The organism is Cytobacillus oceanisediminis (genome assembly GCF_022811925.1).
Taxonomy (GTDB): Bacteria; Bacillota; Bacilli; order Bacillales; family Cytobacillaceae; genus Cytobacillus; species Cytobacillus oceanisediminis_D.
In genome coordinates this window covers 4590464-4603700 of the sequence record NZ_CP065511.1, presented here as the reverse complement: position 1 = coordinate 4603700, position 13237 = coordinate 4590464, and the positions used below count along the sequence as shown (strand labels likewise).

The 13237-nt window shown below is 41.2% G+C and carries 11 protein-coding genes; all 11 read left to right on the top strand.

Going from position 1 to position 13237, the window contains the following annotated elements:
• Positions 1-47: 47 nt before the first annotated feature.
• The 11 genes from icd to coaE all read left to right on the top strand — a co-directional run bounded on the left by icd (position 48) and on the right by coaE (position 13011).
• Positions 48-1316, top strand: coding sequence for an NADP-dependent isocitrate dehydrogenase (gene icd / locus IRB79_RS23100; protein WP_217032697.1), 1269 nt, complete (start codon positions 48-50; stop codon positions 1314-1316).
• A 220-nt stretch (positions 1317-1536) separates the two neighbouring features.
• Entirely contained in the window at positions 1537-2478 is a 942-nt protein-coding gene (gene mdh, locus IRB79_RS23095) for a malate dehydrogenase (RefSeq protein WP_221878580.1), read from the top strand.
• 198 nt (positions 2479-2676) lie between these two features.
• A complete protein-coding gene (locus IRB79_RS23090) occupies positions 2677-3153 on the top strand; it encodes a MaoC/PaaZ C-terminal domain-containing protein (RefSeq protein WP_243505236.1) in 477 nt (158 codons plus the stop codon).
• A 227-nt stretch (positions 3154-3380) separates the two neighbouring features.
• A complete protein-coding gene (locus IRB79_RS23085) occupies positions 3381-4097 on the top strand; it encodes a response regulator transcription factor (RefSeq protein ID WP_243505235.1) in 717 nt (238 codons plus the stop codon).
• Complete coding sequence (pnpS, locus tag IRB79_RS23080; protein WP_243505234.1) at positions 4094-5869, top strand: two-component system histidine kinase PnpS; 1776 nt, start codon at positions 4094-4096, stop codon at positions 5867-5869. The genes IRB79_RS23085 and pnpS overlap by 4 nt, the downstream gene beginning before the upstream one ends.
• A 247-nt stretch (positions 5870-6116) precedes the next feature.
• The gene (gene hflK / locus IRB79_RS23075; protein ID WP_243505233.1) at positions 6117-7082 is read left to right on the top strand and encodes an FtsH protease activity modulator HflK; all 966 of its coding nucleotides are present in this window, start codon (positions 6117-6119) and stop codon (positions 7080-7082) included.
• The gene (hflC, locus tag IRB79_RS23070; RefSeq protein WP_243505232.1) at positions 7075-8007 is read left to right on the top strand and encodes a protease modulator HflC; all 933 of its coding nucleotides are present in this window, start codon (positions 7075-7077) and stop codon (positions 8005-8007) included. The genes hflK and hflC overlap by 8 nt, the downstream gene beginning before the upstream one ends.
• Positions 8008-8131: 124 nt before the next feature.
• Positions 8132-10765 (top strand): DNA polymerase I, encoded by a 2634-nt coding sequence (gene polA, locus IRB79_RS23065; protein ID WP_243505228.1) that lies wholly within the window; start codon positions 8132-8134, stop codon positions 10763-10765.
• A 64-nt stretch (positions 10766-10829) separates the two neighbouring features.
• Entirely contained in the window at positions 10830-11657 is an 828-nt protein-coding gene (gene mutM / locus IRB79_RS23060; protein ID WP_243505226.1) for a DNA-formamidopyrimidine glycosylase, read from the top strand.
• Between the two features lie 94 nt (positions 11658-11751).
• Positions 11752-12387 carry a sporulation membrane protein YtaF gene (gene ytaF, locus IRB79_RS23055; protein WP_206839057.1) on the top strand — a complete coding sequence of 212 codons (636 nt, stop codon included), beginning with the start codon at positions 11752-11754 and terminating at the stop codon, positions 12385-12387.
• Between the two features lie 24 nt (positions 12388-12411).
• Complete coding sequence (gene coaE / locus IRB79_RS23050; protein WP_243505224.1) at positions 12412-13011, top strand: dephospho-CoA kinase; 600 nt, start codon at positions 12412-12414, stop codon at positions 13009-13011.
• Positions 13012-13237 lie beyond the last annotated feature (226 nt).

The window sequence follows — 13237 nt, the reverse complement described above, 5'->3', positions numbered from 1 at the left end:
AAATAAAAAGGCTGATGCTCGCACTTTTCAAAATGGAGGGTATAACAATGCAAGGTGAAAAAATCACAGTTACTAATGGTGTATTAAACGTACCAAACAATCCAATCGTTCCTTTTATCGAAGGAGACGGAACAGGCCCTGATATTTGGGCAGCAGCTTCCCGTGTATTGGATGCATCTGTTGAAAAAGCATATAAAGGTGAGCGCAAGCTTGTCTGGAAAGAAGTGTTAGCAGGAGAAAAAGCTTTCAATCAGACTGGTGAGTGGCTTCCTTCTGAAACACTTGATGTGATCAATGAATATCTTATTGCGATTAAAGGACCATTAACAACACCAATCGGCGGCGGCATCCGTTCTCTGAACGTTGCGCTTCGCCAGGAGCTTGACCTATTCGTGTGCCTGCGTCCGGTCCGCTGGTTTGAAGGCGTTCCTTCTCCAGTTAAGCGCCCTCAGGATACTGACATGGTTATTTTCCGTGAAAATACTGAAGATATTTATGCCGGCATTGAGTATGCAAAAGGCTCTGATGAGGTTAAAAAGCTAATTTCATTCCTTCAGGATGAAATGGGCGTTAATAAGATCCGCTTCCCGGAAACTTCAGGCATCGGCATTAAGCCTGTTTCAGAAGAAGGAACTAGCCGCCTTGTACGCGCTGCCATCGAGTATGCAATCAAAGAAGGCCGCAAATCTCTAACACTTGTACATAAAGGCAATATCATGAAATTTACTGAAGGCGCCTTTAAAAATTGGGGTTATGAGCTTGCTGAAAGGGAGTACGGAGAAAAAGTATTCACTTGGGCACAATATGACCGCATTAAAGATGAGCAAGGTGTTGAAGCTGCGAACAAAGCACAGGCAGATGCAGAGGCAGCTGGCAAAATTATCGTTAAAGATGCGATTGCTGATATTTTCCTTCAGCAGATCCTTACCCGTCCAAAAGAGTTTGATGTTGTTGCGACAATGAACTTGAACGGCGATTATATTTCTGACGCACTTGCTGCACAGGTTGGCGGCATTGGTATTGCTCCAGGAGCAAACATCAACTATGAAACTGGACATGCGATCTTCGAAGCAACTCATGGTACAGCTCCAAAGTATGCTGGCCTTGATAAGGTTAACCCTTCTTCTGTTATTCTTTCAGGTGTATTAATGCTTGAACACCTTGGATGGAACGAAGCTGCAAACATGATCGTTAAATCTATGGAAAAATCTATCGCTTCTAAAGTCGTAACATATGATTTTGCCCGTCTAATGGATGGAGCAACTGAAGTGAAATGCTCTGAATTTGCAGACGAATTAATTAAAAATATGGAGTAAAAAAACAGAAGCGCCTTTAATAAAAGGCGCTTTTGGCTAATATACTATTTCTGCAGTGTTATTTAGATTGCTTCTTGGGGAAACTTCTGCAGCTGGCAGCTTGCGATTTTTTATAAGTGATGAATGTGTAAAGCTAATAGGATGGCTGTTTAATAAAACAGCCTCTTACATAAGGAATGCAAATTCCTGATACTTTCATTTCCTAAAGGAGGAACTGCTCATGTCATTGAAACGCAAAAAGATTTCTGTAATCGGTGGGGGATTTACTGGTGCAACAACCGCATTTTTGCTTGCCCAAAAGGAACTTGGAGACGTTGTGCTGGTCGATATTCCGCAAATGGAAAATCCGACAAAGGGTAAAGCTCTTGATATGCTTGAAGCTAGTCCTGTTCAAGGATTCGATGCGAACATTACGGGTACTTCAAGCTATGAAGATACAAAGGACTCTGACATTGTCGTTATTACAGCAGGCATTGCACGGAAGCCAGGCATGAGCCGGGACGACCTTGTGCAAACGAACCAGAAGATTATGAAAAGTGTAGCTCAGGAGATTGTAAAACATTCCCCGAATAGCTATATTGTTGTTCTGACAAATCCAGTCGATGCGATGACCTATACAGTCTTCAAAGAATCAGGATTCCCCAAAAACCGTGTAATTGGCCAATCAGGCGTTCTTGATACAGCCCGATTCCGGACATTTGTGGCCCAGGAACTGAATTTGTCTGTTAAAGACATTACAGGATTCGTACTTGGCGGACACGGTGATGACATGGTTCCGCTAGTCCGCTATTCATATGCTGGCGGCATTCCTTTGGAAACATTAATTTCAAAAGATCGTCTTGATGCCATTGTTGAGCGCACACGTAAAGGCGGCGGAGAAATCGTCAACTTATTAGGCAACGGAAGTGCATACTATGCTCCAGCTGCTTCCCTTGTGGAAATGTGTGAAGCTATCCTTAAAGATCAGCGGCGTGTACTGCCTTCCATTGCTTACCTTGAAGGAGAATATGGCTACGAAGGAATCTATCTGGGTGTGCCTGCAATCCTTGGAGCAAACGGAATTGAAAAAGTAATAGAGCTTGAACTGACAAGCGAGGAAAAAGCTGCCCTAGATAAATCGGCAGATTCAGTTCGCAAGGTAATGGAAGTTTTAGCGTACTAAGGCTAATAATTAATCTTTGAGAAAATAGACAGTAAAGAAATTCGGGGACCACTCTCCGAATTTTTTTACTGGAAGCTCTTTTGGGAAATAGTATAAAATGATATCATATAAAAAATAGACTGAATAATATAAAATATTTTACAGTCTATTTTTTAAAGCAACTATGTAAACGGTTACAATACTTGGAGGTGCTTAGATATGCTGCTTGGAAAGAAAAGAAAACTGGGAAGAACCATTGATGAAATATCTGTTGGCGAAAAATTGACGCTTACAGAAAAAATAGAAGATAAGGACCTATTGCTGTACCTGGGCTTAACGAACGATGCAAACCCTTTATATATCCAGCATGATTATGCCTCACAAACACCTTATAAAAAACCGATTGTACCAAGTGTTATGCTGAATGGCATCATTAACTCTGCCATATCAAAATATTTGCCGGGGCCAGGAAGCCATGTTTTAAAGCAGGAGATCGAGTATGTGAAGCCTGTCTATCATTATGGCACCGTTCAATTCTTATTCGAGGTAACAGAAGTGAACACCTCAAGTCATACTGTACAAATTAAGGTACAGGGAACAAATGAAGAGGAGCAGACGGTTATTAACGGACAGCTCCTTATATGCCCGCCATACAAGCCTCAGCCATTGGATGGGAATGCTCTGGATAATTTCTGATAGTAAAAAGATGTGCAGCAAACGCACATCTTTTTTTTATGAAATCCAGTCCCATCCAACAATTGATCCGAAAAAAAATCATGAAATATATTATAATAAAGGTATATGGCAAATAGGGGTTTGATAGGCAGGAGGGATACCTGCTTTTATAAAAATTGCTGACACTCCAATGGTGCTGTTTCAGCTGAGGTTTCAAACAGGGGTAATTCATTCACTCGGAGGATCGTATGGATAAGAAAATTCTAGTTGTAGATGACGAACAATCTATCGTAACTTTACTTCAGTATAACCTGCAGCAGGCGGGCTATGAAGTGATCACAGCCATGGATGGCCAGGAGGGAAAAGATCTGGCCATTTCTGAAAAGCCGGATCTTATTGTACTTGATCTTATGCTTCCAAAGCTTGATGGAATTGAAGTATGCAAACAGCTTAGACAGCAGAAAATTGCGACACCTATTTTAATGCTGACTGCCAAGGATGATGAATTTGATAAGGTTCTTGGCCTTGAATTGGGTGCGGATGATTACATGACAAAACCTTTCAGCCCTCGGGAAGTGGTTGCCAGAGTTAAAGCCATCTTAAGGAGAACTCAATTTGTGCCTGAGACTGCTGAGGAGAAAACAGAAGATGGCGATTCTTTTAGGATTGGCGGCCTGAAGATATTTCCGCAGCATTATGAAGCTTATTTTGAAGATGAACTTCTTGAATTAACTCCGAAGGAATTTGAATTGCTATTATATCTTGCTAAGAATAAGAGCCGTGTTCTTACAAGGGATCAGCTTCTTAGCGCAGTCTGGAATTATGATTTTGCGGGAGACACAAGAATCGTTGATGTACATATTAGCCATTTAAGAGAGAAGATTGAAACCAACACTAAAAAACCTGTATATATAAAGACCATTCGCGGACTGGGCTACAAATTGGAGGAGCCTAAAGGAGAATGAACACGTTTCGCACCCGCCTGCTATTCGCATTGCTTACTTTAATTCTGGTTGTTTTAATTGCGTTAGGCCTTCTTTTAGGCCAGCTTTTTAAAAGCTATTATTTAAATACATTTGATGCCCGTCTGCAAAAAGAGTCTGAACTGGTATCGAGCTATGTTGAGGGCAACGGAGGCATTGGCTCCCTCAGTATTGATAAAGTCAATGAGTTCGGAGAGATTCTTGATTTGCGTGTAACTGCTACTGATAGCCAGGGCAGAATATTAATGGACAGCAGCGTCAAAAGCGAGACAACAAAAAGCAGGCATCAGGAAATTATATTAGAAGTCTTAAAAAAGGAATCTGCAAATGAATCAGGATTGGAAGTGGGCGGAGGGTTTAACCTGCACTATTATTGGCAGCCTGTCATGATAAATGGCGAGAAGGAAGGCTATATCTTCTTAAGCACAAAGATGGCTGAATTCCAAAGGGCTTATCAGCAGATTTGGTGGATTTTGACTATCAGCCTGGGACTTTCTTTATTTGTGATTATTCTGCTTGGATCAAGAATTACGGCACGATATACAAAGCCTATCGAGTCAGCCACAAAGGTTGCGATTGAACTTACAAAGGGAAACTACCGGGCAAGAACATATGAAGATCAGGAAGACGAAACAGGTATGCTGAGTAAGTCTATCAATGTATTGGCGAGGAATCTTCAGGAAATGGTGAAGTCCCAGGAAATGCAGCAGGACCGGCTTGGAGCTCTCATTGAAAACATGGGAAGCGGCCTGATTCTTATTGACAGCAGGGGCTATATTAATTTAGTGAACCGGCCATACAAAGAGGTTTTCAATGTAAATCCTTCCGAATACCTATACAAACTCTATTATGAAGTGATTGAGCACAAAGGTATTACCGAAATGGTCGAAGAAATTTTCATGACTGAGCAGAAAGTAAAAAAGCAGCTTATTATTCCTGTCAATATCGAAAGACGTTACTTTGAAGTATATGGAGTTCCGATTATTGGCACGAATGATGAATGGAAAGGGATTTTGCTTGTTTTTCATGATATTACAGAACTGAAGAAGCTGGAGCAGATGAGGAAGGATTTTGTAGCGAATGTTTCCCATGAATTGAAAACACCTATAACTTCTATAAAGGGTTTCTCGGAAACTCTTTTGGATGGTGCGATGGAAAACAAACAGGCTCTGAATGATTTTCTCAGTATCATCCTGAAGGAAAGTGATCGTCTCCAATCTCTTATTCAGGAGTTGCTGGATCTATCGAAAATCGAAAAGCAAGGATTCAGCCTTTCCATTCAGAAGCTGGATTTGACTGATGTGCTCGAAGATGTGATGGCCATCATGAAGGGGAAAGCAGCAGAAAAGGAAATTGTTTTTGAATATCAGAGAGATGAAAAACCGGTATATATCGAAGGTGATGTTCACCGGCTTAAGCAGGTGTTTATAAATATCATATCAAATGCAATTTCTTATACGCCGAATCAGGGGGTCATCTATATTTCGACGGCAAAGACCGGCAGCACAGTTTTTACTGAAATAAGGGATACGGGGATTGGAATTGAAGCCAGTGAAATTCCGCGTATTTTTGAACGTTTTTATCGGGTGGATAAAGCCAGAAGCAGGAATTCCGGCGGTACAGGACTGGGCCTTGCAATCGTAAAACATCTGGTTGAAGCCCATAAAGGATCCATCTCAGTAAAAAGTGAGGTCGGTAAGGGCACCTCCTTTATAATTGAACTTCCTAAAATGAATAATGAAAAAAATGGGTGAAGTGGCAGGATTAACTTTACATTATTTTTACAGCAGATTTATGTTCCCTTTACATTCCGCTGATAAAATCATAATTGTTAAACCCCTTCATCCAAGGAGCCATAGAAAAAGGTGAAAGCTGACCCCGCTTTCGCCTTTTTCATCTTTGATTTTCTTTCTTTCTTTAACTTTTGTCATATTTATGAAACCTTTACGTAAATAAATCGTATGAAAAGTTATAGAAAGCGCTAGGGAAGGGGAGAGAGAAATGGTCAGCTTAAAGCGAATTTATACAATCGCAGGGCTAATTCTGGCAATTGTTATTTTAAGTATAGTTGCCTTTACAACATGGTATACCGTCGATGAATCGGATCAGGCAGTCATTTTAACATTTGGGAAAGTTGAGGAAGGCATTACGGAGCCGGGACTTCATTTCAAATTGCCATGGCCTGTCCAAAGCGTGGAGAAACTTTCAAAAGAAACTTTTTCACTGCAGTTTGGATATGAAGAAAAAGACGGAGAAATAAAGGATTTTCCTGATGAGACAAAGATGATAACCGGTGATGAAAATATCGTTCTTGCAGATCTGGTGGTACAGTGGAAAATTACGGATCCGGAAAAATATCTATATAATGCTGAAGATCCAGAAGAAATCCTATATGATGCTACTTCCTCATCCTTAAGAAGTATTATAGGAGGCTCTAAAATTGATGATGCGCTAACTTCAGGGAAAGCAGAGATCGAAGCGGATGTAAGAGAGCTCCTAACCTCATTAATTGGCAAATATGATATAGGCATCTCCGTTCTTGCAGTCAAGCTGCAGGATGTGGAATTGCCGAATGATGATGTCAGAAAAGCTTTTACGGATGTAACGGATGCAAGGGAAACAGCTAATACCAAAATAAATGAAGCAGAAAAATATAAGAACCAGAGAATGAATGAAGCAGAAGGTGAGAAGGAGGCTCTTGCCTCCAAAGCAGAAGGAGAAAAGGCGGCCCGTCTGGAAAGAGCGCGTGGAGATGTGGCAGTATTTAATAAATTGTACGGAGAATACAAAAATAATCCTGATATCACTAGAGAGCGGCTTGTCCTTGAAACGCTGGAGCAAGTCCTTCCAGGCGCTGAAATTTACATTATGAATGACGATGGAAATACAATGAAATATTTCCCGATCAGGCCGCTTGAGAAAGAACAGGCCAAACCGAAAGAGGAAGGCGGTGCGGATAATGAGTGATCAAAATGTCGTAAATATCAAAGAACGGGGCGGGAATTTCCAGTGGAGAAGTTATACCAAACTTGGAATCACCCTTGTGCTTGTCATTGCCGCACTCGTAATTCTTTTCAGTAACCTTTTTATTGTAAAGGAAGGGGAGTACAAGGTCATCCGTCAATTTGGAGAAGTGGTCAGGATTGAGAGCGAGCCTGGATTAGCATACAAAATACCATTTATCCAAAGTGTTTCGACGCTGCCAAAATACCAAATGACTTATGACGTGTCCGAAGCTGAAATCAATACAAAGGACAAAAAGGTCATGATTATTGATAATTATGCAGTATGGAAAATTGATGACCCGAAGAAAATGATATCAAACGCCAGAACATTGGAGGGGGCGGAGGCCAGAATGGAAGAGTTCATCTACTCTGTGACCCGCTCCGAATTAGGCCGGCTGAATTATGATGAAATAATTAATGATGAAAAGTCATCACGGGGATCATTGAATGATCAAATTACTACTAAAGTGAATGAATTGCTTTCTAATGATAACTATGGAATCACAGTTTCAGATGTACGAATTAAACGAACAGATTTACCTTCTGAAAATGAACAGTCCGTGTACACCAGGATGATTTCAGAGCGCCAGTCAACAGCCCAGGAATACCTGTCCAAGGGTGATGCCCAGAAGAACATCATCATTGCTGACACGGACAGGAATGTCAGGGAAATGCTTGCCAAGGCCCAGGCGGATGCTGAAACGATCCGGGCGGAAGGAGAAGCGGGAGCTGCGAAGGTCTACAACGAAGCCTTCTCAAAGGATCCTGAATTTTATTCCTTATACCGCACGCTTGAATCCTATAAAAAGACCATTAATGGCGAGACTGTCATTGTTCTCCCTTCGGACTCACCATATGCCCGGCTGCTGATGGGGTATACGGATTAATAATTTATAACCCGAAAGCCGTTATTTTTCTTTCTCTATCTGCTCATGATAGAATAAAGGAAAATATCGGCTTTTTTATTGTGGGCAAGGCGTTTGCGCTTTTCTTAAGAGGAGGAGATACTAGTTGGATAAAAAAAAGCTTGTTCTGATAGATGGCAACAGCATCGCTTATCGGGCATTTTTTGCTTTACCGCTTTTAAACAATGACAAAGGAATACATACAAATGCTGTCTACGGATTTACCATGATGCTGCAAAGGATTCTGGAGGATGAAAAACCAACGCATCTCCTTGTGGCGTTCGATGCCGGAAAAACAACCTTCCGCCATAAAACCTTCAGCGAGTATAAAGGCGGAAGGCAGAAAACACCGCCTGAGCTATCAGAGCAGTTCCCTTATATCAGAGAACTTCTTGATGCTTACGGAATTTCCAGATATGAACTGGAAAACTTTGAAGCGGATGATATTATTGGAACACTGTCCCTCCATGCCGAAAAAGATGGCTATGAAGTTAAAGTTATATCAGGGGATAAGGATTTAACACAGTTAAGTTCCGATTCTGTAACAGTCAGCATTACCCGCAAAGGCATTACTGATATTGAAGAATACACACCAGCTCATATAGAAGAAAAATACGGAATCACTGCTGACAGGATTATTGATATGAAAGGCCTAATGGGAGATAGTTCAGATAATATCCCAGGTGTTCCAGGAGTAGGAGAAAAAACTGCCCTTAAATTGCTGAAAGAGTTTGGAACCCTTGAAGAGCTCTTGGATTCTGTTGATAAGGTGAGCGGAAAAAAACTGAAAGAAAAGCTGGAAGAATTCAGGGATCAAGCTTTAATGAGCAAAGAACTTGCCACTATCACGAGAGAGGCCCCTGTTGAAATTGAAATTGAAGACATTGAATATGAAGGTTTTGAAAAAGAAAAAGTCATAAGCATCTTTAAAGAATTAGGCTTTAACTCTTTACTGGAAAAGCTTGGCGGAGACATAGAAGCAGTCGAAGAGAATCTGGAAGAAATTGAATTTACCATTGCAGATGAAATTAAGGAAGAGATGTTTACTGATGAAAATGCATTTTATGTTGAGCTTCTGGAAGATAATTACCATTATGCAGACATTATTGGTTTCTCCGTTGCGAATGATAAGGGGAATTTTTTCTTCTCCAAAGATACGGCACTAGAGTCTGATGTTTTTCAAAGATGGGCTGAAGATGAAACCAAAAAGAAGACAGTATATGATGCAAAAAGATCGGAAGTCTCACTCCGGCATCATGGTATTCATCTAAAAGGTGCCGATTTTGACCTTTATATTGCTTCTTATCTTATTAACCCGTCTCAGACTATTGAAGATATAGCCTCTATAGCAAAAAATCATGGCTATAATGCGATTCAATCTGATGAAGCTTTTTACGGAAAAGGAGCAAAAAGGCGGATTCCGGATGAAAAGGAACTTGCCGGTCATTTGGCAAGGAAAGCAGCGGCCTTGATGACACTGAAGGAAAAACTCGATAGTGAATTAAAGGAAAATCAGCAATCCGAGCTGTTTTATGACCTGGAAATGCCGCTGTCTCTGATTTTGGCTGATATGGAATCAACCGGTATTAAAGTGGATCTTGAACGCCTGAAAACAATGGGACAAGACCTGCTCTCCAAATTGGATGAAATCGAAAAGCGCATACATGAGCTTGCCGGGGAAGCCTTTAATATCAATTCTCCAAAACAGCTCGGTGTGATCCTTTTTGAAAAATTAGGGCTGCCTGTCATTAAAAAAACCAAAACAGGCTATTCCACTTCTGCTGATGTCCTGGAAAAACTTGAGAACAGCCATGGAATTATCCGGGACATTCTGCATTACCGCCAGCTTGGCAAACTTCAATCCACTTATATTGAAGGCCTGCTTAAGGTGGTTAACTATGAAACAGGCAAAGTCCACACCAGATTTAATCAGGCTCTTACACAGACAGGAAGGTTAAGCTCAACAGATCCGAACCTGCAAAATATTCCGATCCGTCTGGAGGAAGGGCGAAAAATCAGGCAGGCATTTGTCCCTTCAGAACCTGGCTGGTCCATCTTTGCAGCAGACTACTCGCAGATTGAACTGAGAGTACTGGCTCATATTGCAGATGATGAAAAGCTGATAGAAGCATTTATTGAAGATATGGATATTCACACCAAAACGGCAATGGAGGTATTCCACGTTAATGCCGATGAAGTTACCTCCAATATGCGGCGCCATGCAAAGGCCGTTAACTTTGGAATTGTCTACGGAATCAGTGATTATGGCCTTTCTCAAAGCCTGGGCATCACACGGAAAGAAGCGGGTAAATTTATTGAGCGCTATCTGGAAAGCTATCCTGGCGTTAAGCAGTACATGGACGATATTATCCATGATGCAAAACAAAAAGGATATGTCTCGACCCTTCTTCACAGAAGAAGGTATCTGCCTGAAATTACAAGCCGAAACTTCAACCTGCGAAGCTTTGCAGAACGAACCGCCATGAATACACCAATCCAGGGAAGCGCGGCAGATATAATTAAAAAAGCCATGATTGACATGGCCGACCGCCTAAGAAAAGAAGAACTCAAAGCACGCCTTCTGCTGCAGGTTCACGATGAACTGATCTTTGAAGTACCAGAGGATGAAATAGAAACGCTCAAAAAAATCGTACCGGACGTTATGGAAAATGCAGTAGAATTGAAAGTTCCGCTTAAAGTGGATTATTCCTTCGGGCCAACGTGGTTTGATGCGAAATAAAAGCAGATTGTATTTTTGAATACAGAATAAGTTTTCTAAACTGCATTAAAAAGGAGGGAGGACCATGCCGGAACTTCCTGAAGTTGAAACGGTCAGAAAAACATTGCAGGAATTGGTGATCGGCAAAACCATTGCACATGTTTCGGTTTTCTGGCCCAAAATGGTTAAGCATCCGGAAGAGCTTGCCCAATTCAAGGATGCTTTAGCAGGTCAAGTTTTTCAGGACATTGGCAGGAGAGGAAAGTTTCTAATACTCTATACCAATGATTATGCCCTTGTGTCCCATCTGAGAATGGAAGGCAGGTACGGACTCTTTTCAAAAGAAGAACCTGTTGAAAAACACACTCATGTGATTTTTCATTTTACAGATGGCACTGAGCTCAGATATAAGGATGTCCGTAAATTTGGAACGATGCACCTATATGCAAAGGGCGAAGAATTTAAGACTCTTCCGCTGGCACACCTGGGACCGGAACCATTTGCAGAAGAGTTTACGGCAGACGACCTTGCTGCGAGACTTGCCCGGACCACCCGCAATATCAAAACTGCACTTCTCGATCAGAAAACGATCGTAGGGCTAGGAAATATTTATGTAGATGAAGCATTATTCCGTTCACGAATACATCCTGAAAGAGCGGCAAATAGCTTAACAAGGAGCGAAATGGAGACACTTCACAAAGAGATTGCGGATACCCTGAGGGAAGCGGTTGATAAGGGAGGTAGCACCATTCGCTCCTATGTTAATTCCCAGGGGCAAATTGGCATGTTTCAGCTCGAACTTTTCGTGTATGGGCGAAAAGGGGAGGATTGCAAAGTCTGCGGAAGCACGCTTGAGCGGATCGTGACAGGAGGCAGGGGGACAGTTTACTGTCCAGCTTGCCAGAAAAAATAATAATGAAGAATAGAGCTGAAATGCGTTTCGAATAACATTGGATGGGCTTCTTCCATATACTATTGTAGCGATTGACAGGAAGGAGCTCTATTCTATGGCGCATACATTCTCACTTTTGATACTTGCTTTTGCTGTCAGTCTTGACAGTTTTAGTGTCGGTTTAACCTATGGCTTAAGGAAAATGAGAATACCATTTAAATCGATCAGTATAATCGCTTGCTGTTCAGCTATAACATTAATGGCTGCCATGACAATTGGCCATTTTATAGAAGCCTTTTTATCTCCGGCTTTAGCTGAAAGTTTAGGGGGAGTCATTCTTATTTTTCTTGGTGCCTGGGTTCTTTATCAATTTTTCAGGCCGGAAAAGGTTAAGGATGTTCTGCCGCATGAAAAAACGATTGTAAACCTGGAAATCAAATCTCTTGGGCTTGTCATTAATATCCTGAAAAAGCCGATGTCCGCTGATTTTGATAAATCCGGAACCATCACAGGAATTGAAGCACTTATGCTTGGGCTCGCTTTATCGCTTGATGCTTTCGGAGCTGGAATCGGTGCAGCCATGCTAGGGTACTCGCCTTTTTACCTGGCAATGACAGTCGCCGTTATGAGTTCTCTGTTTGTGTTTATGGGAATGCAGGTAGGATCCCTCTTCTCCAAAAGCGGATGGGTCCATAAGTTCTCATTCATCCCTGGGATTATTTTAATCGTAATCGGGATATTAAAAATCTAGCATTTTATATGAAAGGAACACACTATGTCACTGACTGTAGGTTTGACAGGCGGGATTGCAAGCGGGAAAAGCACCGTTTCATCTCTCCTCATCGAAAAAGGATACACTGTAATCGACGCGGATATAGAAGCCAGATTAGCTGTTGAAAAAGGAGAAGAAGCTTATCAGGAAATTGTCCGTCATTTTGGGGAAAGGGTTCTACTCAAAGACGGTTCAATTGATCGTGCGGAACTGGGCTCCATTATTTTTCATGATGAAAAAGAGCGGAAAGCATTAAATAGCATTGTACATCCTGCCGTCCGCAAAAGAATGACAGCCAAAAAGGAACAAGCTATCAGCCGTAATGAACAACTGATTATTCTTGATATACCGCTTTTATTTGAAAGTAAATTACAATACATGTGCGACAAAACATTATTAGTTTATGCAGATGAAGATATACAGCTGCAGAGGCTGATGCAAAGAAATCAGCTTTCCGAGAAAGAAGCAATGGCAAGAATCCATTCCCAAATGCCTTTAAGAGAAAAGAAGGCATTGGCCGATGCTGTAATCGATAATAATGGCAGAATTGAAGAAACAGAGAAACAATTGTGGGATATTTTAAGAAAATGGAATGCTATCTAAGGGCCTGTGACAGGCTCTTTTTTTTGATCCATTTAATACCCAATTAGTATGACAAAAATAAACATTATGTTTCTGTATTTAGGCCATTCCCCCATAAATCCTGATGAAAGTAAGGAACTTATATTTCTGAATTGTTAAACATTAAAAAATCCGCATTTTATTCATCACAAATGATGTTTAATATGTTATACTAATTACATCTTAGGGTAACAAAAAGTATAACACT